At 55.9% G+C, this 26709-nt stretch carries 22 protein-coding genes and 1 CRISPR repeat array; of the genes, 4 read left to right on the top strand and 18 right to left on the bottom strand.

Going from position 1 to position 26709, the window contains the following annotated elements:
- The first annotated feature begins 31 nt into the window (after positions 1–31).
- Entirely contained in the window at positions 32–559 is a 528-nt protein-coding gene (locus tag IY73_RS04400) for a peptidylprolyl isomerase (protein ID WP_053962024.1), read from the top strand.
- 28 nt (positions 560–587) lie between these two features.
- Positions 588–1382: a rhomboid family intramembrane serine protease gene (locus IY73_RS04405; protein WP_053962025.1), complete on the top strand. Its 795-nt coding sequence runs from the start codon at positions 588–590 to the stop codon at positions 1380–1382.
- A 148-nt stretch (positions 1383–1530) separates the two neighbouring features.
- On the opposite strand, the gene IY73_RS04410 is transcribed toward IY73_RS04405, so the two are convergent.
- The 12 genes from IY73_RS04410 to crgA all read right to left on the bottom strand — a co-directional run bounded on the left by IY73_RS04410 (position 1531) and on the right by crgA (position 13975).
- Positions 1531–1953 (bottom strand): hypothetical protein, encoded by a 423-nt coding sequence (locus IY73_RS04410; RefSeq protein ID WP_053962026.1) that lies wholly within the window; start codon positions 1951–1953, stop codon positions 1531–1533.
- A 56-nt stretch (positions 1954–2009) separates the two neighbouring features.
- A complete protein-coding gene (locus IY73_RS08410; protein ID WP_158408645.1) occupies positions 2010–2153 on the bottom strand; it encodes a hypothetical protein in 144 nt (47 codons plus the stop codon).
- A gap of 112 nt (positions 2154–2265) precedes the next feature.
- Positions 2266–3513: direct repeats of the CRISPR family, unit length 28 nt; unit sequence GGCTCATCCCCGCTGGCGCGGGGCACAT.
- Between the two features lie 82 nt (positions 3514–3595).
- Positions 3596–3934 (bottom strand): type I-E CRISPR-associated endoribonuclease Cas2e, encoded by a 339-nt coding sequence (gene cas2e, locus IY73_RS08140; protein ID WP_082346562.1) that lies wholly within the window; start codon positions 3932–3934, stop codon positions 3596–3598.
- Positions 3931–4869 (bottom strand): type I-E CRISPR-associated endonuclease Cas1e, encoded by a 939-nt coding sequence (gene cas1e, locus IY73_RS04415; RefSeq protein WP_199397485.1) that lies wholly within the window; start codon positions 4867–4869, stop codon positions 3931–3933. Before cas1e ends, cas2e begins: the two co-directional genes overlap by 4 nt.
- Positions 4869–5537, bottom strand: coding sequence for a type I-E CRISPR-associated protein Cas6/Cse3/CasE (gene cas6e, locus IY73_RS08145; protein WP_082346563.1), 669 nt, complete (start codon positions 5535–5537; stop codon positions 4869–4871). The genes cas1e and cas6e overlap by 1 nt, the downstream gene beginning before the upstream one ends.
- Complete coding sequence (gene cas5e / locus IY73_RS08150; RefSeq protein WP_082346564.1) at positions 5534–6244, bottom strand: type I-E CRISPR-associated protein Cas5/CasD; 711 nt, start codon at positions 6242–6244, stop codon at positions 5534–5536. Before cas5e ends, cas6e begins: the two co-directional genes overlap by 4 nt.
- Before the next feature lie 4 nt (positions 6245–6248).
- Complete coding sequence (gene cas7e, locus IY73_RS04430) at positions 6249–7391, bottom strand: type I-E CRISPR-associated protein Cas7/Cse4/CasC (protein WP_053978936.1); 1143 nt, start codon at positions 7389–7391, stop codon at positions 6249–6251.
- Positions 7392–7412: 21 nt separating this feature from the next.
- Entirely contained in the window at positions 7413–8048 is a 636-nt protein-coding gene (casB, locus tag IY73_RS08155) for a type I-E CRISPR-associated protein Cse2/CasB (RefSeq protein ID WP_082346565.1), read from the bottom strand.
- Positions 8048–9739, bottom strand: coding sequence for a type I-E CRISPR-associated protein Cse1/CasA (casA, locus tag IY73_RS08160; protein ID WP_082346566.1), 1692 nt, complete (start codon positions 9737–9739; stop codon positions 8048–8050). Before casA ends, casB begins: the two co-directional genes overlap by 1 nt.
- Entirely contained in the window at positions 9736–12576 is a 2841-nt protein-coding gene (locus tag IY73_RS04440; RefSeq protein ID WP_082346567.1) for a CRISPR-associated helicase/endonuclease Cas3, read from the bottom strand. The genes casA and IY73_RS04440 overlap by 4 nt, the downstream gene beginning before the upstream one ends.
- 267 nt (positions 12577–12843) lie before the next feature.
- On the bottom strand, positions 12844–13368 hold the full coding sequence (locus IY73_RS04445; protein WP_053978938.1) for a PH domain-containing protein: 525 nt from the start codon (positions 13366–13368) through the stop codon (positions 12844–12846).
- Between the two features lie 343 nt (positions 13369–13711).
- Complete coding sequence (crgA, locus tag IY73_RS04450; RefSeq protein WP_053962032.1) at positions 13712–13975, bottom strand: cell division protein CrgA; 264 nt, start codon at positions 13973–13975, stop codon at positions 13712–13714.
- A gap of 119 nt (positions 13976–14094) precedes the next feature.
- Between crgA and IY73_RS04455 the strand changes: the two genes are divergently transcribed.
- Positions 14095–15618: a nucleobase:cation symporter-2 family protein gene (locus IY73_RS04455; RefSeq protein WP_237025117.1), complete on the top strand. Its 1524-nt coding sequence runs from the start codon at positions 14095–14097 to the stop codon at positions 15616–15618.
- Between the two features lie 327 nt (positions 15619–15945).
- Here the strand turns inward: IY73_RS04455 and IY73_RS04460 are convergent, their stop codons facing one another.
- Positions 15946–16959, bottom strand: a complete 1014-nt coding sequence (locus IY73_RS04460) for a hypothetical protein (protein ID WP_053978939.1) — start codon at positions 16957–16959, stop codon at positions 15946–15948.
- Positions 16960–17381: 422 nt separating this feature from the next.
- Here IY73_RS04460 and IY73_RS04465 point away from each other — a divergent pair, with 422 nt between their 5' ends.
- Positions 17382–18728, top strand: a complete 1347-nt coding sequence (locus IY73_RS04465) for a C1 family peptidase (protein ID WP_053978940.1) — start codon at positions 17382–17384, stop codon at positions 18726–18728.
- A 226-nt stretch (positions 18729–18954) separates the two neighbouring features.
- Here IY73_RS04465 and IY73_RS04470 read toward each other — a convergent pair whose 3' ends face one another.
- The 5 genes from IY73_RS04470 to IY73_RS08600 form a co-directional block, all read right to left on the bottom strand.
- On the bottom strand, positions 18955–20076 hold the full coding sequence (locus IY73_RS04470) for an SGNH/GDSL hydrolase family protein (protein ID WP_053978941.1): 1122 nt from the start codon (positions 20074–20076) through the stop codon (positions 18955–18957).
- 416 nt (positions 20077–20492) lie between these two features.
- Complete coding sequence (locus IY73_RS04475) at positions 20493–21566, bottom strand: GDSL-type esterase/lipase family protein (RefSeq protein ID WP_053978942.1); 1074 nt, start codon at positions 21564–21566, stop codon at positions 20493–20495.
- Between the two features lie 196 nt (positions 21567–21762).
- On the bottom strand, positions 21763–22887 hold the full coding sequence (locus IY73_RS04480) for a GDSL-type esterase/lipase family protein (RefSeq protein ID WP_053978943.1): 1125 nt from the start codon (positions 22885–22887) through the stop codon (positions 21763–21765).
- A gap of 183 nt (positions 22888–23070) precedes the next feature.
- On the bottom strand, positions 23071–24315 hold the full coding sequence (locus IY73_RS04485; protein WP_053978944.1) for a GDSL-type esterase/lipase family protein: 1245 nt from the start codon (positions 24313–24315) through the stop codon (positions 23071–23073).
- The gene (locus IY73_RS08600) at positions 24315–26705 is read right to left on the bottom strand and encodes a Stk1 family PASTA domain-containing Ser/Thr kinase (RefSeq protein ID WP_053962039.1); all 2391 of its coding nucleotides are present in this window, start codon (positions 26703–26705) and stop codon (positions 24315–24317) included. The genes IY73_RS04485 and IY73_RS08600 overlap by 1 nt, the downstream gene beginning before the upstream one ends.
- Positions 26706–26709 lie beyond the last annotated feature (4 nt).

Genomic DNA, 26709 nt, shown 5'->3' on the forward strand with positions numbered 1-26709 from the left:
GAGATCTCCACAAACCTGGCACGATGGAGACATGAGCAAAGCAACCGCACAAGCGACCCTGCACACTAACAAAGGTGACATCGTTATCGACCTGTTCGGCAACCATGCCCCCAAGACCGTGAAGAACTTCATCGGCCTGGCTGATGGTTCCGCCCCCTACTCCACTCCCAACGCTAAGGGTGCCAAGGAAGGCCCGTTCTACGACGGCGCCATCTTCCACCGCATCATTGACGGCTTCATGATCCAGGGTGGCGACCCCACCGGCACCGGCACCGGCGGCCCCGGCTACCGCTTCGAGGACGAGTTCACCACCGAACTCACCTTCGACCGCCCCTACCTGTTGGCTATGGCCAACGCCGGCCCCGGCACCAACGGCTCCCAGTTCTTCATCACCGTCGCCCCCACCCCGTGGCTGAACATGCACCACACCATCTTCGGTGAGGTTGTTGATGCTGACTCCCAGGCCGTAGTGGATGCCCTGGCCAAGGTTGCCACCGACATGCGGGACCGTCCGCTGGAGGATGTCGTCATCGAGTCCATCGACGTCGTCGAACTCTAACCACAAACTCCACTCAAGGGATATACACATGGCAGCCACGCGGCGGGTCGATTTCGCCACCACCTTCACGAAGTCGCCCGCTACGTGGCTGCTTATTATCGTCAACGTCGCCCTCTACCTGGTGGTCTCCGCCCAGGGCGGCACTATTCTTAACACCGCCGTCAGCTCCCCGCTCCTCAACGACACCGTGCTGGTGCCCTACACGTTGGGGTTCGGCCAGTATTGGCGGCTTCTGACCAGCGGGTTCATGCACTTTGGCCTGCTGCACATTGTCTTTAACATGTACGCCCTGTGGGTGCTGGGGCGGGACGTGGAAGGAGCGCTGGGGTCGCTCCGCTTCTCTGCCGTCTACCTGCTGTCGCTGCTGGCGGGCTCCGCCACTGTTGTGTGGTTCTCCAGTCCCGAGTCTGCTACCGCTGGCGCGTCTGGCGCCATTTTTGGCCTGCTGGGTGCGGAGCTGGTGGTGGTGTTGGCGTTGAAGGCGAAACTGTCCGGCATCATCACCGTCATTATGCTGAATGTGGTTATTGGCATTACCCAGCCGAGCATCTCCATCCAGGCGCACCTGGGCGGCTTCGTGGTGGGCTTCCTGGTGGCGGGGGCGTTCATTTTTGTGCCGATGTGGGTGGCGAAGTCGCGGCAGCGGCGCAATAAGGCCGGCGGCGTGATGCTGCACCCGGAGACGGGGGAGGAGATGCCCGTCTATGTGACGGAGAAGCAGGTGAATGCGTGGGGATGGGGGGCCACTGCGGTAGTGGCGGTGCTGGTGATTATCGCGCTGGTGTTCGGGGTGGAGAACATGCAGGAGCTCATCATTAGATGAAACAACTTGACGTTAACCCATCTTCCAATGTTGGGTGAGTGGCTCATCCCCGCTGGCGCAGGGCACATACAGCCAATGACAAGGTGCTTCTACCTGCTGAAGGCTCATCTCCGCTGGCGCGGGGCACATACTACCCCCATTCGGGGTACTACCCCTCTTCGGTAGTGTAGTACTCGTACTCGATCTCGTATCCATCCAGTATCAGTGCAGAAATAATACGGCCTAGGCGCGCCGTATACCTCTCATAGGGAATAGCCTCAACGCCATTTGCTTGGTAGTAGTAGTGGCTGTTGAGGTACCTGAGGAGACGTACTGCACCAGGATTTCGCACCTCACCTAGCTGCTCGTTCGCTTCATGGATATCTGCCTCGATGCCGTCTAGTACCTCTTCGACGTACTGGGTGTCGTCCTCCACGATGCTCCGCAGATACTCCATAATTTCGGAGCGGGGCGTGTATTCAGTTTCATAGCGCTGTGCAGTGCGTAGTCCGACGTCGAATTTATCCGCGATGTGCTGCGATGTTAGCCCGCTAAGCTGTTTTAGTGCGCGAAATTCTGCATTTATATTCATATCGGCTCTTCTCGGTAAGGGAATACCCCGCATGGTGGCGGGGTATTCACGATCTTCTAGTTTTCTGGGGCTAGAACTCGGGCAATGTTGTCGAAGTCACATTGTTTGTAGAGGGCTTCCATGAGCGCGGGGCGGATGGCGGCAGGGATGTTGTGAGCAAATGCTGCGAGAGTACATTCCTGCGGGTTCCATGCGCACATGCGGATGTGGCTGTGGCGGCAGGCGTGCCGGCTTTTGTTGATGTAGTCCTGCGTGACGTAGCAGGGGAGGCCATTGGCGGCGTAGACCAGGGTACGCGCCCATACTTTATCCGGCTCATCCCCGCTGGCGCGGGGCACATCACCTGGATTGGTGAGGGCACGTCTAAAGCTGGGGTTCATCCCCGCTGGCGCGGGGCACATGAACCCCGATACTGTTCTTGGCCGAGCAGTTGGGGCTCATCCCCGCTGGCGCGGGGCACATGTACTCTTCGAGCGAAACACGATGCGCCCAATCGGCTCATCCCCGCTGGCGCGGGGCACATATCTGGCCGAATTTGATGGTCATGATGTATTCCGGCTCATCCCCGCTGGCGCGGGGCACATTCTTCTGCCAGTTCCTCCGACTTTCGGGGAACCGGCTCATCCCCGCTGGCGCGGGGCACATGAGGAGTGAGGAGGAGGACGGCGCACTGGAGTCGGCTCATCCCCGCTGGCGCGGGGCACATATGCGTTTGACGTAACCGAAGAGCAGGTAAGGGGGCTCATCCCCGCTGGCGCGGGGCACATTCTTCTGCCAGTTCCTCCGACTTTCGGGGAACCGGCTCATCCCCGCTGGCGCGGGGCACATCTGTGGCGACGATGGTGCCCGGTAGGGGCGGTGGGCTCATCCCCGCTGGCGCGGGGCACATGCCCTGGATATGACAGAGGATACCGCCGCCGAGGGCTCATCCCCGCTGGCGCGGGGCACATTTCTGTTTCCTCTGGCTCAGCGGCTTCTGTTTCGGATCATCCCCGCTGGCGCGGGGCACATCTCAATGAAATCAATGGTGGGCGTGACGGTGGCGGCTCATCCCCGCTGGCGCGGGGCACATGCCTGGAACACGCGACTATGCGGGATATGCCGCGGCTCATCCCCGCTGGCGCGGGGCACATTATTTTCGCTTCTTTCTCTGTGATGAACTCTGCGGCTCATCCCCGCTGGCGCGGGGCACATTCAGCAGGCTTACCGGTAATCTCAGCCCACGCGGGCTCATCCCCGCTGGCGCGGGGCACATCTGGTGCATGGACCATGTACAAGAAAAACTTCGGGCTCATCCCCGCTGGCGCGGGGCACATCAGTGCGGTTGCCGTGCTTCTAGGTAGATGGTGGGCTCATCCCCGCTGGCGCGGGGCACATGGAAAGAGTAGGACTATGGGGCACGCGCAAGGCGGCTCATCCCCGCTGGCGCGGGGCACATCATTCGCCATAGCGGAATACCCATCCCACGGGCGGCTCATCCCCGCTGGCGCGGGGCACATTTCTGCTGCTGAGTGGGAGGCCCGCGACTATGCGGCTCATCCCCGCTGGCGCGGGGCACATACTTGATGATCTGCATTTACAGCAAGACAGTGCTCATTTTACATTTAACTCAGAATAAGCGACACGGATATTCTTATGTTACTTACCGGTACTTGCGAAGACGCCGAGCAGTAGCCCATCCATTGCGAGGCCTGTTATTGGTAGTCCTATTATCGGGCCGCATCATGAGAGTAATGCCATCAAAATCAGTAGGGATCCAATCATGATTGTGAGTGCGGAATTCCATGTGCTGCTCATTATTCGTGGAAAAGACCAACAATGCCCTTCCATCTCGACACAGTTGAGTGGTTCGTTCCCAGAGTAAATCCCGAATTCTTCCACCAGGATTTCCTACGAAAACACCAGGGGCTATTTCCAGTACCCATTTTGTGAGGTCACCTCGTAACCCAGCGGGACACGCGGTTATGACAAGTACCATCATGATGCTGTCTGTTCCTCATAATTTACGCCAGCTGGAACAGCTTGAAGTTCATCCCATAAAAACAGGTCTCCACAATCTGTGCTCAATTCTTCAGGGATATTCATAAGTTCCTGCAGGTCATGAATCATTCTTGGGATTAGTCGAGTGGACACTATTTTGTCGCGAATAACATGTCTGACAGAAACAGGCTCTCCTGCCCAGGTTTGGGCAGTAGCTTCAAAAGCTGCAGGGATGGAAATCTCAGCCTTGTATAGGTCAGCGATATCGTAGACAAAAGAACTGTCTGTTCCCGTATGAACGATCCCAAGAGAAGGTATGAAGCCTAAACCGGTGATGACAGCGTATGCGACACCATATAACGCCGCTGCCCCCTCACTGAGAGCCTTATTTATATCATCCCCTGTGTCAAAGTCATGAGGATCATAGGATCTTTTGTCCCAAGGAATCCCTGTTCGAGCAGCCTCGCGAACATAAATATTCTTCACTCGATAGCCTTCACGACCACGCAGCTGCTGCATCGTCAGGCGGGAAACATCTTCATTGGGAAACCGCATTTCGTACATTCTGCGGGCGCATCGGAGCCTGGCACGTTGATTACTCCAAACCTTTACTTGGGCTTCGGCCATGGTGGAGGATCGAGCAGGGGAACGACCATGTGCATAGTAGCGGACACCGTTTACACCTACCCACACTGTGGATGTTCCCGAATCACCCAGTAAAGCTATTGCCGCATGTGTAATTTTCGTTCCAGGACCAAGAAGAACAACGGAAATCTGCGTTGCTGGCACATGCGCCGTTCCACGCTCATCAGTGATAGTAAGAGCGTTCCCTGAACGATTAACCACTGCCCGCTCGATATAAAGGAAGGAGATTCTATTCTCCATTCGCCCAAGAGCTTGCCGCTCTATAGGTGTCTGACTTGGAGTCTTCACCATCAAGAATCTCTTTGTGCAAGAGTGAGCAACCCGCAACCATAACCACGTGCCCGACCTATGCCGTACATTAGAGCATGGCGAAGCGCAGCTGCATCCACAACAGTTAACTCTCCTTCAAAGCGTGCAGTGGTAATACGAACCATATTGCGTGACTGGTGAGAGTTGCGTTGAAAGGACAAAAGGTGAGATTCAATCACCCTTGCAGTGACAATGTCATCAGAAGAGACACTGAAGCCATGCCTCGGAGCATTCTCCAGAAGCCAGTTAAGTTGAGTGTTCACCGTCGTTAAAGGAACAACTTTTCCACGTGTTCCTCGCGATTGTGGAACGCTCTTTGTCGGGTTCGCAACTAGTTCAAAATGCCACTGCTGCCCATTCTGAATGGCATGAATAAACCGGTCATAGTCAGCGATTTGTCCTGGTCGCGTATCCCATCCGGCCTGTTCAACAATATGTTCAACCGTAGGTTTCTCCGGTCCAACAATATAGAGAATATGTTCGTGCCTAGCCTTGTGATGGTCCACACGCCACAAGATACGGCCATGCTCTTTACTAGTATCCGGTGGGAAAGCAGCTGATATAGCAGCGTGCATAGCTTCAGGGTTGAGGAGTAGATGACGGCCGCCTCTCCTACGTTCATTGAGAAGAACACGAGTAAAAGTCGTCATACAGAAATCACCGCCTCAAAAAAAGGATCATGTTCCGTACCAAGTTCATTCACCACAATCTTTGGTGCATCCTCGATAACAGTGCGCCATCCATATTGCCGATGTTCGGAGGAAAAACTCAGCGGAACGTCGTGACGCAAGTCCCCGATCTCGCCAGGATCCGCATCACGGTAGATAGGGAGTTTTACGTGACGAGAACGAGATTTCTTATACGCCGTGGAAGCATGCCACTTTTCATGATTATGAAGAGCTTGTACGGCAGGTTCATCAACAATTCCTTGTACTAGGTCTGCTGATACTGGGCATGATCGCCTCCCTAAGAAAAGAGGAAAAGCAGGATGGTTCAACGCATGAGCCAATCCTTCGAGAATCTCCCGGTGAGGGGATTCAATAGCAACAAGGAAGGATGCGTCAGAAAGAAAATACCGAGTGACAAGGGTGGCATTAGCCTGTGGGTTAATCTGCCAGGGTTGCGCAGTTTGATAATCACGTAACAAAGTACCTGATTGATCAACTCTGACAGCAAGTTTCAATTTAGTGAGATCCTCAATAGGGTCACTTCGCCGTCTACCCTCGGCTGCTGCAAGCAATCCAATAACACCAGATTTACTGGGAGTCGCGGCTGTAGCTCGAGTAGTGTACCTTGACTCATCACCCCAAGACTGCATAGGACCCCTTAACAGGAGTAACAGTGAAAAGGATGACATATCTTTACTCCGCCCGGAGAGCTTCCTGCACCTGAGCAGAGAGTGTAGTCATAGTTGTGGAGGTAGAAAGCTCTGCGAAAGAAGAACCAAGCGTACCTAGCGCAACGACGAAGGAAGCTTTCGGCACAAATCCGTAGGTTTCTTCCACGTGTTTTTCCTCTTGTGCCATTTTCTCCGCCGCTACTTCCCGCCTAGTCTTGCCTTCTCGCTCATCTGATGTGACAGCCTCTTCAAAAGCATTCACGAGAGAAACCGGACGGGTATCTCGAATAGCAACGTAGACAAGCTCGGGAAGAGTCTGATTCGCAAACGTGTTGATCTTCCCCGTGGGGAGTGACTCCGTAAAAGCCTGAAGAAAATATCCAACTGCTTCGCTAGCAGCATCCTTCGACCCCAGATTATGAGCTAAACCATCAACATTGATAGTTGCATAGCGGTACAAGGTGGAGGACATCATCTGCACCGTGCCGATCATTCCAGCTCCGGATTCTTCTGCATCCTCCACAATGTCATCAACGGCAGTGAAATAATCGAATTCAGGCTCTGTCTCATGAACACTGATTGCATGAGCTACCTGCACAGCGGCGTCGACATTGTAAGAAGAAGCATCGGCAAGCATCCTGCCAAACATGGCGACATCTACTGAGTGCTCGGTATCCAGAATGGATTTGGCGTCTTTCTTAGCAATTTTTCCACCGTGGTTTTGTGAAATTATTTCGGCTGCGCGTGTTATTTGATGAGGACTCAAAAAAAGAAGAAATCCGGTCTCTGGGTAGGATTCTCCCCTACTACAATCTTCCTCTGTAGAGGCGCTCTTCTTAGGTTTCTCCAGCTTGATGCCTTTAGGGCCTACAGCTTTAAAAAGGTTTTCAACTCCTTGAATGACCTGTTCTACAGGCCAGTCTGGATTTTGTTCCTGCACCAATTCAGCAATTTTCCCAGGAAGTTTTTTGGAGCGAAATCCTACAAGTGAAGAATCAATGTTTTGTTCCATATATTGTCGGATAGCGCGTTTCCAAGACTGGGACGATACACGTTGGCGTGGGACACCTCCGAAAACGGCAGTTTTAGGAGCTCCTGTATCATCGCGGTTGATGAGGCTTGGGGGAACGGTATGCAAAGCGTGAATATCAACAATGAGAGTCATGATCTTCCTCTTTCTTCAGAATTATTGATGAGTCGAATTGGTTTGACTGGCGCGGTAGACGCCAGTGGCAATATCTCTTCCCCAGCGGAGTTGCACACCAGGGCGGGATTTTGTGTACGAAAGGCGACGCAGATCTTCCGCCAAAGAGCCATAATCACAAGGGATCTCTCTTCTGCGCAGAAGATTAATGAGAGAACGCATATGAATCATTCTGGAATTCTCATTTCCAGCCAATAGCATGGCATCAACCCTCGGTTTGATCGAGGCTGATTCATTGAGACCAATTAGCATTCCACACGCTGTTGCAAATGACACCCGCGGATTATGCATAGGGCTCGTTGCGGACTCCATGTGAACCGAAAAAAGAGTCATTGCTGCAAAGGCTGCTCTCTCACTAGGAGATGGCGCATCTCCTTTACCAAGAGCTTTTTCCTCAAGACGAGGGTTTAATGTCATGAGTACGTTCTCAAATTCCAAAGGATATTTCGACGGTTCGAGAGTGGATACCCTACGTAACGATGCCAATATCGCTCTGCTGGAGTGCATACGAGCATCGCCAGTGTTGTCTAGATAATCTTTTTGGAGATGAGTACAAGTAGCATCAACAGCAACTCTCAGTGGTGCGGTGCGGTATGCGGAAGCGTAGTCATCCGACATCACGAAATGCCATCCTTTCTATCTGAAGTGTGAACATGGGGTTTCTTTTCAGGTGCAGTGGAGGGAAGAATTTTATTAAGTCTTCCCGCAAGCTGCCGGTAACACGTTCCTGCAGAGGTGATGCTTCCTGTAGTGGCATCAACGACCCCAACAAATGCTTTAGGGCCAGCTCCCCGCAGCAAGATTTTTGCTTGATCTTCTAAATGATGCCGAACAATCTTCTCCCAGTGAGCAGTGGCTTCAATGACCTCATCAAAGCTATTGGCGTGGAGATTCCTTAACCACTCAGTGAAAAGTGGCTCAAGGATGGCGAGAACGCAATCTGTAGGAGAGCTCTGGACGGAATACTTTCCCCCTGCTGCAACATGCAGCATGCCTGCATAACTACCAAGAGCGTCAGCCGCGTCTTTGGTTGCCAATGCAGAACGGCGGACGGCATTTCTAGACTCTGCTGAGTTGTTGGTCAAAAGGGCGGTCGGAATTCCCATACTTGTGCTAATGGTGTTAGTCACTGACGTAACTCGTGGATCATAGGCCAGCGATACCAGCTTTACGTCAAGAACGTGAGGTATTTCATCAAGTTCACTTGATAGCTCGGCTAAAGACGTGAGAATCTGTGGTTGCTGTGGAGGTTTACCTCTCCCCTCAAAAGTGTCGCCCTCTGCTATAAGCAACGCGTCCAATGACCTCCATACAGTTCTTTCAGAGTCATAGGGGCGTGGGTAAGAAACGTTATAACCCTTTTTCGATTTATTAGTAGAAAAACGGTATGGCGTCATAGGGTCAGCGCGAATGTTAGCCCCAGCATCAGGAATTCGATCCCCATTAGAGATGAGAACACGTGAAACACGATCATCTTCATCGAGGAAAAGACGAATGCGTCGGCTTTGCCATGTTGCTAAATCAGCAGGTCCTTGAGGATCCGCAGGGGATACAGGCCACATGTGTGTAGGAGAGTGTTCAGCTCGAACCCCAGGACCATCCGGTATTCTTTCCCATACAGGGTGATCGTCATTCCCATAAAGGGCACTAGCTGTTGTGTTCAAGAGGAAAGTTTCAAACAAATCCACTCCAACAACAACAGTCCCTCCAGTGAGGCCAGACCACCCTTGCCCTATGGGATAGCCTCTTCCGCCCTTAACACGTGAATCTCCGACAGCTCCCGATTTAATACCAGAGAAATCAAAAGCCTGAGTATAAACGAGCCACCGGGCCGCTTCGTCTAACGTCAGGTAGTGCTTTCGTTCGCCAGCCCGCATGGTGAAGTAATCACTGTTAATCTCCGGCATCAGGAGACCAACCGGCTTACTATCATCATTTGTAGTATGCAGATCTGCCACTTGCATGAAAGGCATAGTGGGGTGGAGAAGATCAAAGCGTTCCTCGAATTGAGCTAAATACTCCACTACACAGCGGTCTGCTTTCTCCTCTTTAAGACGAAGCCACGTCTCTTCAAACCACATCCCGAAATCAAAAGTATCTCCGTGGGAGACATGTGTTTCCGGATGATGAGCACGCCAAAAGATAGCCAATAGTAATCGAAGAATCGCATAATCTTGGGCAGGAGAATCCCCCTGCAAACGCACCATAGTGCTTTCCCCAGTGAAAATGTCACGTATTCCTGATGTTACTGGGTTTCCGGCAGAATCCTCTCCCTTTACCCAAGGCTCACTCAACAATGAGTAGTTCATTTCATTACTCTCTTAACCTCGAGACCCAAATCCGAAGAATAGATCACATCAAACTGGCCGACGCGGGCTGTACGCTCTTCATTGAAACGTAGAGCAACCTTGCCCTTTAACAATGGTTGTTGAGCCCAACTAGTCGGCGTCATGTTTTCTAAGTCGGTAATCACTTCCTCAAAATCTGCATCACGTCGCGTCATCCAGGCCGGCAGACGTAAAGTCACACCAGCTAGCTGTAGTGCTTGCCGAAAGGAAAGCTCCGACGTATCAAAAATTTCTTCGATCCATGGCTCATCCATCGGACCATAGCCACCATTTCTATTCTGTTGAATAGCAATAGCTTCGATAGCTGGTTCAGCATCTCTTACCTGGGCGTACCCTTCTTCTTCAGAACGTCGAGCATTGTTGGGGGATATTAACTGCCCGAATAGAGAGGGAAGGTGAGATGATTCCCGTGGTCTTGGTATACGAAAAGTGCTCGCCCGAGACTCCGCACGGTCTCGCTGTGCATCGCTTGAAGCCCGAGATTTTTCCCATGCTTCCTGCCATTCCTCAGGCATATCCTGTTCTTCTTTATAGACACTTCTTACCAGTAGAGAAATATCATCAGGGCGATGGAACACTTGCGGAATGTGAAGGTAGGTAGTCATGAGGAGCTTCTTGTCATAGACAGCTTCTGTACCGGTATCAAAAAGAGGTACAGGTTTCTCTTCCTTAATTCCTCGGATGTATATCGTGGGTGACTGTAGTTTCAGAGGGCGATCACTCATAGGACGTTGATGGCGGAAAAGCCTTCCAGCACGCTGAATAAGAAGATCCATCGGGGCAATATCAGTAATGAGAACATCAGCGTCTATATCTAGGCTCTGTTCTGCCACCTGCGTAGAAACGATGACAAGGCGATCTGGACGTCCAGTACCACGGTGTTGATGTGGTCCAAGGATATCCCGCAGTCGATCTTCTTTTGCTGACCGAGCTGTAGCGGTGAATGCTGAGTGATGTAACTCAACTTCCTCCGGGAACGCTGAAGTGAGCTTACGGAAAAGATCCTGAGCTCGGCGGATAGTATTACAAATGACGAGCGCTATACCCCCGTCGGAAAGTGAGTCTTCGAGAAGATCCGCTACGGTCTCAAGTGCATCATCAATGAGAGTGAGCTGTGCCTCCATGTCAGTACGGCGTGAAGGAACCTCTTGAATGCGAACTCCCTCCTCGTTCACTATTGTGATCAGAGGATAAGCTTCGTTGTCCAGCATTGTGTATTCATCTGATCTCAAAGGCTCGCGACAACCCTCTTCCGCATAAGCCTCAACCAGTGCCTTCTTCTGCTCTGGCGGGAGAGTAGCAGACATCATGATGATGCTTGTCCCATACCTAGCGAGCCATTGCACAGTCGTCGCTAAGTACGACGACATATAGGCGTCATAGGAGTGGACCTCATCAATGATGATGATTTTTCCCGCTAAACCAATATGGCGAAGCATCGAGTGGCGCATCTGCAACGACAGAGCAAGAACTTGATCTATGGTTCCCACAACAATATTGGACAGAATGCCCTTCTTATTTCCAGACATCCATTGTGAAGCGATGACGGAGCCGCCCTCAGCCTCATCAATGCCAATAGAGGTGTAGCCGTGTCGCAAACTTCTATAAAGAGACGACAATTTATTGCGAGAATGTGCGAGATATAAAGATGTCACACTGTTACTAACAGTGGAATAGCGAGTCCAGTCCACAGTACGTTGGAAGAGACCATTAGCCGTCGACATTGTAGGTGCCGCAAAGAAGATACCTTGAGAGCCCTGCTGTACACCGGCAATAGAAGCGGCCGCAAGACCAGCCTCCGTCTTCCCTTCCCCTGTGGCAGCTTCAATAAGCATAAGGAACGGACTCCCACTGCTGCGGGCCATGTTTACTGCAGCTATTTGTACTGGTCGAGGACACATAGTAGTTGGCCAGCCGAATGATTGACGGAAAAGTTGATCTACTTCAGTAGGAAGCTTTTGTAACTGCCACGATCCAGTGAGATCAACACATTTCACTGCTCTACGCAGACGCTCTAACTGAGTACCTTCTTCATGAAGAGGGAAATAGTCCTGGTTTGAGGCGATCCAGTCAGCCATAACAATAAGACCAGTTAAAAGCTCTTCACTATCCGCCATCAGACGAATCCGCGAAGAAGAAAAAGTCTCCAGGAGCGGGCCAATGCCGCTTATATCAGCCATCCCCTCGATGAGTTCATGATGAATGGCTGCCCATTCCTCCGGGTAAGAAGAGAAAATGCTTTCTGCATCCTTACGCAGTCCAGAGTTTGACGTCATACCATGATGCGCATCTACAACATATGAGAGAGAATTAGCAAGCCTCTTTTTAACCCCACGCTCTTGCAACCATTGTGAGACAATGCGTCCCGATGCGACAGAGTGTGGAAGACGGTCGTGGATAGAAATAAACAGAGTCTCGGCAGAATTCTCTAAACGAAGACCATGTTTCGACATGGTGGTGAATAAGTGTTGATAATCAACCCTGTCTTCTATCTGGCGTACAAAAGTAATGGTTGCTTTCCCGACATCGTGAACGCCCGATAGAAATATATAGAGGGCTCGACAATCATCCTCATTAAGGCTTAATAGCTCGGAGAGTTTCTTTTTTATCGATGGGGCAACCCATTTCTCCCACAAATATGCTGCTACACAGGCTGCATCCAGAAGATGTTGGGGGAGATTAAGCCATGCTCCTTCTTCACCTGTTTTTGCCCAAATTGCACGAGCTTGTGGGCTGCATGATTGCACCCAATCATTTTCATCTTCAGCAAATTGGAGGTAAAAATGCTTCGTAACCATAGTGCCCTCTTGCTGCCCATCTGAAGAAGCTCACTATCTACGAAAGATTCCTTAAGTAGATTTTTTCTGCCAGCTACATGGTATCGAGAGGGTGTGACATTTTTAGGCGATCGGAAAAGCGATAGAACAGAAGATCGTTGACGTTACACGTAATTTCTCCTTAGAGAAGCCGTGTGGCATCGCCGCTTGCTGGACATAACTCACTGTCACCGCAGTCAACTCATTAGGACACGTAGTGAGGTGGAAAGCGACAGTGGCGCTGAAATGTTAGTTGTTGAGGTTGCGGATGCCGGCTTCTTCGAGGTCGGTGGCAATCCCCAGGGGGTTGACGCCGATGTCGCCCCAGGTGAGGACTTCTAGGGTGTCGCGCTGGCGGTTCTCCATGGCGGGGAGGGGCAGGGGGAGAGTGTGTTGGCGCTCGAACTCGGTGCGGAGGTCGGCCCAGTCCTCGACGCGGGCGATGTCGAAGGTGAGCATGGGGAAACGTTGGATGATGCCGCTGGGTCGGTCAATGCGGAAGCCGTGGATGGAGTAGAGGGGGTAGACGTGGTCGCGGAAGGTGCGGCGCACGTGCAGGTTGGTGTCGGTGATGACGAGGCGGGGACGGCGGATGAGGCCGGCTAGTCCGTTCCAGACGACGGTGAAGGCGGCGAGGATCAGAAGAATCTTTCCGCCGGTGCTGACGTTGGGCATGAAGGAGAGGGCGAAGAGGAAAGCGCCCACGACGATGCCCGCGATGCGCCAGGCAATGTTCGGCGACCATTCATACCGGATGGGAGTATCGGACGGCATCAACACACACTTCTCCACAGGGTTATCCACATTGTGGATGAATTACAGGGTTGTTATTCACAGAGCAACTTTTCTTAGTTGTTGTACCAGCAATCATAATACCAATCTGAGAGGAAAATAGATTGAGTCATCCACACCTCTTTTTATCCACAGCCTGTGGAATCTGTGGATAACCCCTAAAGCGGCGTACGGCTGGACTGGCCCCAGTCCCACCTGTACCCACACAAAATTCCCCGATGCACAAAAAATCCCCGACGCCACAGCAGCATCGGGGATTTTCACGCTAAAAACCGCTCTAGCAGCTATCGACGCTATCGAACTGCCACAAGCGCACGGCAGCAGGTTAGCGCCACCGCAACGTCATCAGAAGACCGATCACCATCAAACCAAAGGCAATCGCGTAGTTCCAGGCACCCAGAGTATCCACAAACGGGATAATGCCACGGCCGGCCACCAGATAATACACAACGATCCAGACGAGGCCCAGCACCAGGCAGATACCCATAATAACGAGCCACACGATCGGCGTGGTCGCTTGCTTCACCTTAACCGGAGTACGGCTCACACCCTCAGAAAGGTCAGTCTTCGTCACTTTCGACTTAGGCATAATGTCCTCTCACTGCCACCGCACTTTGCGGTGGATTACTCTCCTAATCTACCAACGCACAGCTAAAAGGGCACATTTCGCTTACACAACAGCCCCACCCTGCCCCTAAACTAACACCTATGAGCACTGAGCCAGCACCCTCTCCCGCCTCCGGCCAACCCGGCGTTGTCAGCACCGACCCCGCAGACAACACTGCCATGCACCCCGACGTCAACGCCAACCCGGGGTTCTGGCAGCTTCTCATCCTGGGCTTCCAACACGTCCTGGCCTGCTATGCGGGAGCCGTCGCCGTCCCCCTCTTCGTGGGATCTGCACTGGTCCAGGCCGGAAAAATGGACCCCAGCTACATCCCGCACCTCATCACCGCGGACCTCCTCGTCGCCGGCATCGCCACCATCGTGCAATCCATCGGCGTCTGGCGCTTCGGCGTCCGCCTCCCCCTCATCCAAGGCTGCACCTTCTCCGCCGCCATCCCTATGGTCACCATCGGCAGCCAATATGGGCTGGGCGCCATCTACGGTGCCGTCATCTGCTCCGGGCTCTTCATCATCCTCTTCGCGCCGCTGTTCTCCCGACTGCTGCACTTCTTCCCTCCCCTGGTGACGGGTACCGTCCTCCTCATCATCGGTCTCACGCTTATGCCGGTGGCGGCGGACTGGGTAGGTGGCTCCTGCGCCGCAAAAGCCAACGGCAGCTTCGGCTCTGGCCTCAATATCGGTATCGCGGTGGGCGTGCTCATGTTCATCCTCATCATCGAACGCTTCGGCCCAGGCTGGCTGGCCCGCGTCTCCGTCCTCGTCGGCATGATCGCAGGTTTCCTCGTCTGCATCCCCCTGGGCATGGTGAACTTTGACGGCATCGAGAAAGCTAACTGGGTAGGTGTCACCCGCCCACTGGTCTTTGGCCTGGAATTCCAGCCAGCCGCTATCATCGCCATGTGTATCGTCTCCCTAGTCACTATGGTGGAAGCCACCGGCGACGTACTGGCCATCGGCGAAGCCACCCAAACCCCCATCACTAAACGGCGCATAGCCGACGCCCTCCGCGCCGACGGATTCGCCACCGTGCTGGGTGGGTTCATGAACACCTTCCAGTACACGGCCTTCGCCCAGAACATCGGCGTACTCTCCATCACCGGGGTGAAAAGCCGCTATGTGACGGCCTCGGCCGGCGGCATCCTCATCGTGCTGGGCCTGCTCCCTAAAGCAGCGGAGTTCATTGCTGCCATCCCGGCCCCCGTGCTGGGTGGTGCCGGCATCGCCCTTTTCGGTACGGTCGCCGCGAGCGGTGTACGCACCTTGTCCAAGGTGACCTTCACCAACACCAACATTTGGGTGGTGGCGGTGCCCACTGCCCTGGCGCTGCTGCCCGCCGTCTCCCCCACCCTGTTCTCCACCATGCCGGCTGCCCTGCAAACGTTCCTTTCCTCCGGCATCTGTATTGGTGCGGTGGCTGCGATTATCCTCAACTTGCTGTTCAATACGGGCCGTAATGCGCCGACGGAGCAGGCCGGCAAGCCTGCTGCGCACGATGCGCCGCGTGGCGGTGAGTTCGGTGTGGAGGATGCGAACGATGACGGCAAGGGAGACGACCCGCACCAGCTGCACGAGGATGCAATCCCGCAGCGGGACGATACGCAGTAAAGGTAGCGGCCGGCTGGTGGCATACTGAGCTACTGCGATGTGGCCGGGAACTGCCGCCCGCGCTGAACAGCACCAGCTGCGCGAGGAAACGTCACCAGGCGCATAACCAGGCGCATCACCAGGCGCATAACCAGACGCATAACCAGACACATCGCCAGGTGCGTCACCAGAACTAGACCAACAACGCATCATAGGAACGCATAAAAAACTGGGTGGACTGCTTGTGCAGCCCACCCAGTCTGTATTTCCTTTTGGTCTGAGGAAGAGATGCGGGGCGCTACCGTCCAGTGCTAATGGCGCTGGAAGCAGATCCGCGAGGCGCAGCTCTTAGGCGTTGCCCTTCTTCTTCTGCTGTGCACGGTAGATGCCGTAGCCAATGCCGCCGACCGCAGCAAGGCAGACAATCACGATGAGGGCGACGCCCCAGCCGGGCATGCCTTCGTCGGTGTTGGTGGTGCTGGCATCAACACTGGAGTCCGTATCTTCACGGATGAGGCCGTCGGATCCGACGGTGCTGCCAGCAGAGTTGCTCTTGGAGGCCTTGCCGTCAGTGCCCTTCACTTCAGAGCCCTTGTTGGACTTGTTCTCGCCAGCCTTGTTGTCGGCAACGGTGGCTCCGTTAGCGCCAGGGGCAGCCTTCACGGTTGCGAGGGTGGCTTCAAGGTTTCCGCCGCCCTTAGCAGCGGCCATGCAGTTCATGTGGAAGGTCGCTTCGCCAAGGAGGGGGTGCTTGACATGGTTGTCCATGACAATCCAGTTTTCCGGATTATTGCGCTGGCCGGCGGGGCCTTCGATGACCTGGTGCAGGGTGGGGAGTTCGCCAGCCTTAGTGGCCTTGAAGGTGACCTGGAAGGTCGGCGGGTACCAGACGGTATCCTTGCCGTTGACGGAAACGTTCATATTGGAGAAGACGAGGCGGTTGCCACCAACCAGGCTCATCTTGGCGGGGCCGGTTAGGGACTTGCCGTTGTTGAGCATCTTGGCGGTGACGAAGGCGCTCGGATCGTTGATGGCCCAGCGAACGGCGATGTTCTGCATTTCGAGAACATCGGCGCCCTGCTGCTTTCCAATAATGGTGTCAGGACGGTAGTCGACGGTAATGGTGTACTCGTCTCCAACCTTGACGTTGTCGGGGGTAGTGATGGTGACGTGGTCGCCATCACGGACCATGTCAGCGTTGAAGTCGAGGGGAACGCCATTGGAGTGGCAGTCCTGTGCAATAGGCTTGGTTACTTCGGCAGCCTCAGCGCTAGCTGCGGTGAGGGGAGCGAGGCAGAATCCGAGGCCAGCGGCAGCGCCGAGTGCGACGATTCGCTTAGCGAAGGGGGTTTGAGTGTTCATAGTTCGGATAGTAACATCTGTTTTTCGCTCACATCAGAGTGTTTCCATGAACACCGGCCTGTACGAAATTCCAAGCTGAAGTAATAGCAACTTCAAAGGCCATTAATCGATTCCGAAAAAGACTCAAAAGTTTCATTTTTACCAAAAGTGTTAAGTTAATTCACTCTCAGTGAGCAAACTCCCAGCTAAGAAGAGTGCCTATTTACACCCACAAACGCGTAGCTGGCACCCCTAAACCAACCTTGGCCCGTGAAAAACTGTCAGCATAGTTGCCATCAGCGGAATCGGCGCCGACCGCCCCGTAGGCCAGGCGGTACTTCACATACCATCCACCAACCCCAGCACCGCAATTGACCAGGCGAGTAGGCTGGAATACGTCAAAACACACACCCCGAGAGCGCAGAGAAAGGACAGGACACGGAATGATCTCCGCGGACAACCTGGCCAGCTACCAGGACGACTTCGCCGCCAGCCCCATCAACCGGCTGATGCAGAACGCCGTCACCGAATCCCCCATCAAGAAAGTCGCGATGGACCGCACCATCGCCGTCGGCATCGACAAGACCGTCAGCCACCGCCTTGATGACTGGAAGGTGACCAACCAAAAGAAGTCCGGCCGCTGTTGGCTATTCTCCGGCCTCAACTCCCTGCGCTACGCCGCCGCCACCCAACTCAACGTCAAAGACTTCGAGTTCTCCCAGAACTGGATGCTCTTCTGGGACAAGCTGGAGAAATCCAACTACTTCCTAGAATCCATGATCGACCTGGCCGACGCCGACGCCGACGACCGCACCGTCCACCACCTGCTCTCCGACCCGATCGGTGACGGCGGCCAGTGGAACATGTTCGTTGCTCTCGTCAAGAAGTACGGTGTCGTGCCGAAGAGCGCCATGCCCGAAACCGAATCCTCCAGCTGCACCGCCTCCCTCAACGAGGCCCTGGAAACCCTCCTCCGCCAAGGCGCCCACGATCTGCGCGAGCTTATCGCCGTGGAGGGCGGAAAAGCAGACGCCGACCCGCACAAGGTGGACGCTGCCAAGCAGGACATCCTCAGCACCATCTACCGTGTGCTTGCCATCCACCTGGGCACTCCGCCCACCGACTTCGAGTGGGAGTGGCAAGACAAGGACAAGACCTTCACCCGCGCCGGGCGTATGACCCCGCTGGAGTTCGCTGACAAATACATCACCGTGGATCTGGACGACTACGTATGCGTCGTCAACGACCCGCGCCCCACCAGCGAATACGGCAAAACCTACACGGTGGACCGGCTGGGCAACGTGGTAGGCGGCACTCCCGTCACCTACCTCAACGCCCCCATTGAGGTGCTGAAGACGGCCGTCAAGGAGACCATTGTTGATGGCGACCCGGTGTGGTTTGGTTGCGATACCAACAAGCAGTCCAGCCGTGACCTGGGCATTTGGGACGCTCACCTCTACGACTACGAAGGCGCCTACAGCCTAGACCTCACCCTCGATAAGGCTAATCGCCTGATCTACGGCGACAGCCTGATGACCCACGCCATGGTGTTCGTGGGTGTGGATGTGGACGATGACGGCAACGCCCGCCGCTTCCGCGTGGAAAACAGCTGGGGCGAGGACATTGCCGACAAGGGCTTCTTCACTATGAACGCCTCCTGGTTCGACGAGTACGTCTTTGAGATCGCTGTCCACAAGGACCGCCTGCCTGCCGACCTGCGGGCGGTGGTGGACGCTGGCGAGGCACCCATTGTGCTGCCCGCCTGGGACCCGATGGGCGCCCTGGCCTAACGTCGCCATCTGCATGAGCCCCTCAAACGAGCTCGCTACCCAAGCTCTTTACCCCAACTCACTACACAACCAGTGCGGTAGCCGTCCGCAAGAGGCTGCCGCACTGCTGTGTTGTATGGGTTTATCTAAAGAAAAGAATCCCTTTCTGGTAGGAGGGGTGTAGCGTGCACGCTCAGGGGCAAGCCAGGAAGGCGTGCCAGTGAGCTGTGCGCGGCAGCGGGGTGAGTTATCCGCGCACGCCGTAGGGGATGGTCCAGGTGGCGGGGGCGATGGACTTTCCGGCCTTGCGGGCCTGCAGTTCTTGGTTATAGAGGTTCACTACGGTGTCTGCGGACTTCCAGTGGCCGAAGAGGGTGGGGTGAATTGGCATGTTGATCTCGGGCGCACCGGCCGTCACGATGTACCGCTGGAAAGGAGCACCGCAGGAGGAGGTGTTGAAGTCGATGTACTGGGAGGGATTGTAGAAGATGACGCCGGCTTTCCTCGCAGCCAGCTGCATCTGGTGGTTGAGCTCCTCCACGAACTCGCGGAAAAACACTATGTCACGCTTGGGAACAATCTTCTCGGCCGGGCATCCGTCGAAGTTCTTGGGGAACGGCGAGTAGTAGCCCATGGCGATGATGATGGCGTCGCTGGCGGCGCGGGCCTTAATGTCCTTGAGCATGTAGTAGATAGCGGGGGATAGGACCCGGGCGCGTCCCATCATAGATGGGGCTAGGTAGGGTGAACAGGCGTCGCCCTTCTTCCAGCGCTTGGCGCACTTAGTCATGAGTTCGGCGGCGGTATCCAGGTAGGTGTCGTTGCCGCCGAGAGAGGCGACAACGAGCGTGGTGTTCTTGTTGATGGCGAGGCGCTGGGCGGCCTTCGGGATTTTACCGACGAAGGTGGAGCCAGTATGCCAGTATTCTTCGATGGCGGTGCCGGCGCAGGAGGCGTCACGCACGGGCAGGCCGGCCTTTTGTCCTACTACCTGTGCGAATCCGAATTCGTTGTGCATGCAGGGGTCGCCGGGGACAGTGCTGGGGAGCCAGGCGGTGACGGTGTGGCTGTCTCCGATGTTGACGAAGTTGGGGCCCTTGTGGGGGATGCCGCCGTAGTTGATGACGGTGTAGGGCGCGGGGGTGGAGTCGTTGAAGTCGGATCCTTTGGCGGGGTAGTTGTATTTGCCGCCCAGGGGAAAGCCGGGGGTGGGCATGGGGTTGGTTTCGGCTCCGGGCTCGTTGATGACGGTTCCGGGAGCGGCGTCGTCATTGTCGTCCGCCCAGGCGAGGCCATGGCCGGTGCTGGTGACGAGCAGCAGACTGGCAGCGATGCCGGCAATTACGGCATGGGGAGTGGAGTGCTGCATGGGTTCTCCTTGTTATAAATAAGTAGTGTTGTATGCATACAACCGAATGATATAATAATCATCCACCCATGATTTAATAAATGTGATCGTGTTCATAATGCTCATATTGTGAGACATAGGAAACGCGGAGTGTCATAACTTAATATGCTTTAAGATGCAAATATAGTGGATTCTCTTAGTTTGTGGGTGGCAGGTCTTGTGTTTTCTAGAGTACTGCAACAACTAGAATAAATTTGTCACGAGTGTCAGAGTGTAGACACTTAAGAACACTTCATCCCCTAAAAGTTTTCAGCAAACATACATACACGGCAGGTACCCCACAAAGAGGGCACCTGCCGTGCTCATTATTCTGTTAGTCGACACACACCCCTAAGCGCCCCCAAACGCCCCTAAACACCCCTAAAGGTGCTGCATAACTAGCCCTTGGTGTCGTAGGAAACCGTCCACGTAGCCGGTGCAATAGACGTACCAGCCTTCCGTGCCGTCAGCTCTTGGTTGTAGAGCTTCACTACCGTGTCAGCGGACAGCCACTGGCCCCGCAGCGTCGGGTGAATAGGCATATTCGCCTCGGGGAGGCCCGTCAGAGTAATTAGACGTTCCTGGGGCGTGCCGCAACCAGAAGTCTTGAAGGTGATGTACTGCGACGGATTGTAGAAGATCACGCCAGCTTTTTTAGCGGCCATCTGCATCTGATGATTCAGCTCCACCACATAGTCGTGAATGAGCTTCAGATCACCGTCGGGTAGGAGACCATCCGCCCAGCAGCCCTTATAGTTCCGCGGCATCGGGGCGTAGTACCCCATACCAATTACCACCGCATCTTTTGCAGCCCGCGCCTTAATGTCCATGAGCATGTAGTACATGGCGGGGGACAGTGCCCTCGACCGGGTCATCATTTGCGGGGCGAGGTAGTCGGCACATGGCTTTTTCTTGGCCCAAAAATCGGAGCACTTAGCGATTACCACAGCCATGGGATCGTCGTAAGTATCGTTGCCTCCGAGCGACGCCACCACCAGCTTGGTGTTCTGGTTGACGGCAAGCCGTTGGGCGGCTTTCGGGATGCCACCCAGGTAGGTGTTTTTGGTGTGCCAGTAGTGTTCAATGCCGGCGCCAGCGCAAGAGGCATCCCGTACATCCAGGCCGGTTTTCTGGCCCACAACCTGTGCAAAGCCCAACGCATTGTGGAGGCAGGGTTCGGGGATGGTGGTGGGGACCCAGGCGGTGACGGTGTGGCTGTCACCAATGTTCACAAAGTTCGGTCCCTTGGTGGGGATACCGCCGTAATTGATGACAGTGTAGGGGGTAGGAGTGGAATCACTAATATCGGATTTATCATCTGGGTAACCATACTTACCGGCAAGTGGAAACCCGGGAGTAGGTTCGGGGTTCGGCTCGGATGAAGCCCAGGCGGCAGTCTGCCCCAAGCTTCCGACCAGCAATAGGGCAGCAGAAAGACTGGCGGTGAGGGAGTGCGTTAGACGTTTGTGCATAGTGATACTCCTTGAAAAAAGAACAAGCTGGCACGATTTTAGACGATTGTTCACCTGCTAGACAATGATTATTTACTGCTATGCAAGAAACCGTTTACTGGAGAGACACTAGCACCCCCTTACGCTCGGCAGCCCAAGCCCGGCACAGTCATTGACACGTGCACCCTGGCACACTCCCAGGGCGCACGTCCGGCAACTAGTTCACTGGATGGTAGGGGGCCTTCCAGGTCTGCGGGGCAATGGTCTTACCGCGCCGGCGAGCCGTCAACTCCTGGTTGTACAGCTTCACCACATGCTCCGCCGCATTGTAGTGGCCGGTGAGCGTGGGATGGAACGGCACCGAGTACTCCGGCAGGCCGGTAATAGAAATCATGCGGGCGAACGGGGCACCGCAGCTGGACTGCGCGTAGTCCTCCTCCGCGGAGGGATTGTAATAAAGCACCCCTGCCTTCTTGGCGGCAGTGCGAATGGAATGGTTGATGACGCTGAAGATCTCATTGATGAACTTCAGGTCGCCCTTGGGGGCGGGGCCATCAATGAGGCACTTCTCTGTGTTCTTCGGCAAAGGGTTGAAGTAACCCATAGCGATGACGACCGCATCCTTCGCTGCCCGCTTCTTCGCATCCTTGTACATGTAGGTGAGGGCAGGCACCAGTGCCTTGGCCCGCGGCATCATCTCGGGAGCCATCTTGCGGGCACACGGATTGCCCTGGTTGTAGTACTTGGGAATGGACCAGCTAGCCAGGCATCCCGCCAGTACCGAGATCATGGAGCTGGTGTAAGTGTCGTTGCCGCCCAGCGACGCCACCACCAGTTTGGTGTGCTTGTCGATAGCCAGACGTTGGGGTGCCTTCGCAATAGGGAACTGGAAGGACTTCATGGTGTGCCAGTAGTGGGGAATGCCCGCACCGGCACAGGCGGCGTCACGGATAGCAAGGCCCGTCTGCGCACCTACCGCGGCGGAGAAGCCGATGGCGTTGTGGAAACAGGGTTCTCCCAGGGTGGTGGCGTAGAAGGCGGTTGTGGTGTACGAGTCGCCGATGTTGACGAAGTTGTCGATGGGCAGGGGTAGGCCACCATAGTTCAACACGGTGAAGGGGGCGGGGGTATCGTCAGTGATTCCCCAGTCTATGCGACCGCCGGTGAGGGGGCTGTCGTTCTCATTGTCTTCCACAGTGGGGAGCGGGAATCCGGGGGTGTTGTATTCGGGGTCGTTGGGGTCAATTTCTTTAGCGAAACCGGTGCCAGTGCCCCACACGGAGCCTGCGAGCAGGCTGATGGTGGCTGCGATCGCAACACACGCCTTGTGGTAGCGTCCCATGGATTTCCTCCAATCGCTGGCTGCCGCTGGGCGACAGCCGGTACTGAAACGTGTACCCAGCACACGGCTGGGGCTTTTAATGGTGACACAGTAGAGAGCGATTGGACCGATAGGAGTGACCGGCCACAGGTTACAGTGCACCCTCCAGTTTACGTTTAGTGATAGGAAGAAACGTGACTTTCGCTACAACATAATGGCATCTTTGCTGCCAGGGCCAACCTGCCACGTCTGCCGAGCAATACTCCGGCCATGCCGCCGCGCCTGCATTTCCTGCTCATAAAGAGAGGCAACGTGCTTCGACATATTCCAGTGACCCGTCAACGTGGGGTGGAACGGTACCCCAAACTCCGGCAAGCCCGTAATGGAGATCAGCCGGTAGAGCGGTAACCCACAGCTGGAGCGGGCAAAAGCCTCCTCCGCAGACGGGTTGTAGTACAGCACGCCCGCATTCTTTGCGGCCTGCCGCACCGACTCGTTCAGTGTCACGAAAAGGTTGTGGACGAATTTCAGATCCCCCACTGGGGCAAGGGCGCGCTCCCAGCAGTACCCGGCCGCAGACGGGAAGGGGTTGAAGTAGCCCATGGCGATAACTACGGCATCCTTACTGGCGCGCTTCTTCGCATCCTTCAGCACATAGGTGAGGGCTCGTTCCATAGCTTTCGCCCGGCTGAAAAGACGGGTGCCGACGCGCCGCTCGCACGGGTTGCTGGAGAGCCGCTCCACCGGGCTGGTCCAGGAGGCAACACACTTGAGGGCAAGGGACACCATAGATTCGGTGTAGGCGTCGTTGCCTCCCAAGCTCACCACCACCAGTTGTGTGTCCTTGTTAATGGCCAGGCGTTGCGGCATCTTAGGGACGGGGAACTGGAAGGATTTCATGGTGTGCCAGTAGTGCTCGATGCCGGCACCCGGGCAGGCAGCATCACGGGGAGGCAGTTTCACCTGTGCCGCCACTGCTGGGGCGAACCCCACAGCATTGCGGAAGCAGGGTTCCACCAGTGTGGTGCCGTAGAACGTGGTGGTGGTGTAGGAGTCCCCGATGTTGACGAAGTTGGGGCCCTTCAGGGGAATACCGCCGTAGTTCAGCAGGGTAAAGGGGGCGGGGGTGGTGTCGCGGATACCGAAGTCAAGGGTGCCGGCCCCGTCTGGCGGGGTGTAGGGCAGGGGGAAGCCGGGGGTGTCCGGCCAGGGGTCGCCGATCCATTGCGGGGCGGGTGCCTGGGCGGCAATGCCTTGTGCCGGCAGGCCAGTGCCTGCCACCGCGTAGGCGGCATCCAGTGGGGCCGGGTGAGCGCCAGTGATTGTGTGTTCGGCATCCAGTGGGGCCGGGCTAGCAGTGGCGGCGGGAGTGAGCAGCCCACCCACCAGGGCAGCACCGGTGAGTGCTGCCCCGAGGGTGGAGAGAATACGGGTGGGAGAAAGTGTCATTAGAAGAGGCTGACGTCGTAGACCTGTAGGACAATGGTGGCATTTTCGGTAATGTCGGACCCTGGCTCGGGGCTCTGGTCCTTCACCTGGCCGGCCTTCGAGAAGTTGGTGCTGCGCACCTTCTTCACGGTGAGGGTGCCGTCCCAGCCGGCGGCACGCAGCTGGCGTTCCGCTTCTTCTTGGCTGAGGCCACGCACGTTCGGCATGGCGAGGCTAGTACCGTCAGACACCATGATGGTGACGGTGTCGCCCTTGTTAGCCTTCTCCTTTGGACTGGTACTCACCACCGTGCCCTTCGGCTTGCTGGAGTGAACCTTCTTTACCTTCACGGAGAAGCCAGCATCCTCCAGGTTGCTGCGGGCCTGCGCCTCCGTCATACCCACCGTGGAGGGGATGAAGGTGGCAGAGTTACCGGTACCCAGCAGGATGGTCACTTCCTGCGACGGGGACACAGTGGAGCCCAGCGGCACAGACAGTTTCACCACCTTGTTCGCCATGTCCGCGTCGGAGGGCACGCGGCGTACCTCGGTGGCCACCTTCAGGCCGGCCATGGTGAGCTTCTCGCGGGCGGCTTCTTCGCTCATGCCTTGCACATCCGGCACCACAATGGGTCCCTTACCGGAGGACACAATGAGGGTGACGCGTCCACCGCGGGCCACCATGGTGCTGGCGGCCGGGTCAGTACGGATGGCCATGCCGCGCGGAACCGTGTTAGAGGCTTCCGTTTGCAGATCCACGCGCAGGCCCTGCTGGCGCAGGCGATCGGTGGCGTCGTTGGCTTTCAAGTTGGTGACGTCGGGGACAGCCAGCTGGTTGGAGAAGATGCTGACACCGGTGACGGCTTCGGTAATGACAATGCCCGTCATGGACAGACCAATGAGGACGAGCAGCGCAATGCCGAGTTTCTTGAAGTGGTGACGGACGCGCTTACGCTTCGACTGCTTCTTGGAGACGGGAGCCTCCAGGGGTTTCGGCTGGCTGAGGTTATTGGTGCCGTCAGCCGCGCCATTCCAGGCACCAGCGTTGGCACCGGCAGCGGTGTGTGCGGTTGCGTCTGCCCCATCGGAGGTAGCGGCGGCTCCGTCCCCGGCTGCGGGAGCACGGTCACCCTCCGCCCCACCGGTAGTACCAGCGGCAGCAGCAGCGCCAGCGCCGGCGGCACCGCTCTTGAGGCCGGGGTGCTCGTCGTCGTCGCGCATCGCACCGAAGCGCACGCCCTTTTCGTTAATGGGTTTACGCTGGTCGGCGGTAGTGTACTTGGCGTCCTCGCTGGCTTGGCGCGAGTTAGCTTGGCCGGCCGCCGCGGCAGCCGCCATCATCTCGCCAATGTTGGCGGGTTGGCCGGTTCCCGAGGAGGCTGCACCGTCACCGGCACTACTTCCCGCATCTGCGCCAGCACCAGCAGTAGCAACGCCAGTAGCACCGGCAGCACCGACACCCAACAGGCCGGCACCCGCCACCGCACCTGCCGCCTGGCGTTCCGCCGCCATGCGAGCAATATCCTCATCGGTCAACACTGGTTGCACCAGGGTAGCGTCACTCTTCATAGCCATGGGGCGCTGCCCGTGCAGCACCGTCACCAAATCCGCTTTCATATCGGCAGCGGACTGGTAGCGATCCCCCGGATCCTTCGCCATAGCCTTCAAGACCACCGCATCCAGGCCCGCAGACACCAACTCATTGAGATGGCTGGGCGGAATAGGGTCTTCCTGCACATGCTGGTAGGCCACCGACAGGGCAGACTCCCCCTCGAATGGCGGCTGGCCGGTAATGGCCTCGTACAGCACACAGCCGGCAGCATAAATATCGGAGCGAATATCCACGTTCTGGCCACGCGCTTGCTCCGGAGACAGGTACGAGGCGGTACCGATCACCTGGGAAGTTGTCGTCATGGCACTGGGGGCGTCCACCACGCGGGAAATGCCGAAGTCCATCACCTTCACCTTGCCGGTGCTGGTGATCATGACGTTGCCCGGCTTCACATCGCGGTGCACCACGCCCATCTTGTGGCTGTAATCCAACGCTTCGCACAGGTCGGAGACAATGTGCATGGCACGCTGCGGATAGAGAGCACCATCCTCGTGCACCATGTCGCGCAGTGTCTGGCCGCGGATCAGCTCCATCACAATGTAGGGGCACACTCCCTCATCGGTGTCGGCCTCCGCAGTGTCGTAGATGGCGACAATGTTGGGGTGGTTGAGCTTGGCGCTGTTCTGGGCCTCCTGCCGGAAGCGTTCCAGGAAGGATGGGTCCCGAGCCAGGTCCGGACGCAGGATCTTAATAGCGACCTCGCGTTGCAGCACAGTGTCTACAGCCATGCGAACTTCGCTCATCCCGCCATATCCGAGAATGTCCCCCAGCTCGTAGCGATTGGAAAGCAGTCCTTCCATTGTT

The organism is Lawsonella clevelandensis (assembly GCF_001293125.1).
Classification (GTDB): domain Bacteria; phylum Actinomycetota; class Actinomycetes; order Mycobacteriales; family Mycobacteriaceae; genus Lawsonella; species Lawsonella clevelandensis.

What these genes read in the sequence shown, in the direction of transcription:
- IY73_RS04400 (WP_053962024.1), top strand. Translation starts at nt 32, where the DNA reads ATGAGCAAAGCAACCGCACAAGCGACCCTGCACACTAACAAAGGTGAC.
- IY73_RS04405 (WP_053962025.1), top strand. Translation starts at nt 588, where the DNA reads ATGGCAGCCACGCGGCGGGTCGATTTCGCCACCACCTTCACGAAGTCG.
- IY73_RS04410 (WP_053962026.1), bottom strand. Translation starts at nt 1,953, where the DNA reads ATGAATATAAATGCAGAATTTCGCGCACTAAAACAGCTTAGCGGGCTA.
- IY73_RS08410 (WP_158408645.1), bottom strand. Translation starts at nt 2,153, where the DNA reads ATGTGCGCATGGAACCCGCAGGAATGTACTCTCGCAGCATTTGCTCAC.
- cas2e (WP_082346562.1), bottom strand. Translation starts at nt 3,934, where the DNA reads ATGATGGTACTTGTCATAACCGCGTGTCCCGCTGGGTTACGAGGTGAC.
- cas1e (WP_199397485.1), bottom strand. Translation starts at nt 4,869, where the DNA reads ATGGTGAAGACTCCAAGTCAGACACCTATAGAGCGGCAAGCTCTTGGG.
- cas6e (WP_082346563.1), bottom strand. Translation starts at nt 5,537, where the DNA reads ATGACGACTTTTACTCGTGTTCTTCTCAATGAACGTAGGAGAGGCGGC.
- cas5e (WP_082346564.1), bottom strand. Translation starts at nt 6,244, where the DNA reads ATGTCATCCTTTTCACTGTTACTCCTGTTAAGGGGTCCTATGCAGTCT.
- cas7e (WP_053978936.1), bottom strand. Translation starts at nt 7,391, where the DNA reads ATGACTCTCATTGTTGATATTCACGCTTTGCATACCGTTCCCCCAAGC.
- casB (WP_082346565.1), bottom strand. Translation starts at nt 8,048, where the DNA reads ATGTCGGATGACTACGCTTCCGCATACCGCACCGCACCACTGAGAGTT.
- casA (WP_082346566.1), bottom strand. Translation starts at nt 9,739, where the DNA reads ATGAACTACTCATTGTTGAGTGAGCCTTGGGTAAAGGGAGAGGATTCT.
- IY73_RS04440 (WP_082346567.1), bottom strand. Translation starts at nt 12,576, where the DNA reads ATGGTTACGAAGCATTTTTACCTCCAATTTGCTGAAGATGAAAATGAT.
- IY73_RS04445 (WP_053978938.1), bottom strand. Translation starts at nt 13,368, where the DNA reads ATGCCGTCCGATACTCCCATCCGGTATGAATGGTCGCCGAACATTGCC.
- crgA (WP_053962032.1), bottom strand. Translation starts at nt 13,975, where the DNA reads ATGCCTAAGTCGAAAGTGACGAAGACTGACCTTTCTGAGGGTGTGAGC.
- IY73_RS04455 (WP_237025117.1), top strand. Translation starts at nt 14,095, where the DNA reads ATGAGCACTGAGCCAGCACCCTCTCCCGCCTCCGGCCAACCCGGCGTT.
- IY73_RS04460 (WP_053978939.1), bottom strand. Translation starts at nt 16,959, where the DNA reads ATGAACACTCAAACCCCCTTCGCTAAGCGAATCGTCGCACTCGGCGCT.
- IY73_RS04465 (WP_053978940.1), top strand. Translation starts at nt 17,382, where the DNA reads ATGATCTCCGCGGACAACCTGGCCAGCTACCAGGACGACTTCGCCGCC.
- IY73_RS04470 (WP_053978941.1), bottom strand. Translation starts at nt 20,076, where the DNA reads ATGCAGCACTCCACTCCCCATGCCGTAATTGCCGGCATCGCTGCCAGT.
- IY73_RS04475 (WP_053978942.1), bottom strand. Translation starts at nt 21,566, where the DNA reads ATGCACAAACGTCTAACGCACTCCCTCACCGCCAGTCTTTCTGCTGCC.
- IY73_RS04480 (WP_053978943.1), bottom strand. Translation starts at nt 22,887, where the DNA reads ATGGGACGCTACCACAAGGCGTGTGTTGCGATCGCAGCCACCATCAGC.
- IY73_RS04485 (WP_053978944.1), bottom strand. Translation starts at nt 24,315, where the DNA reads ATGACACTTTCTCCCACCCGTATTCTCTCCACCCTCGGGGCAGCACTC.
- IY73_RS08600 (WP_053962039.1), bottom strand. Translation starts at nt 26,705, where the DNA reads ATGGAAGGACTGCTTTCCAATCGCTACGAGCTGGGGGACATTCTCGGA.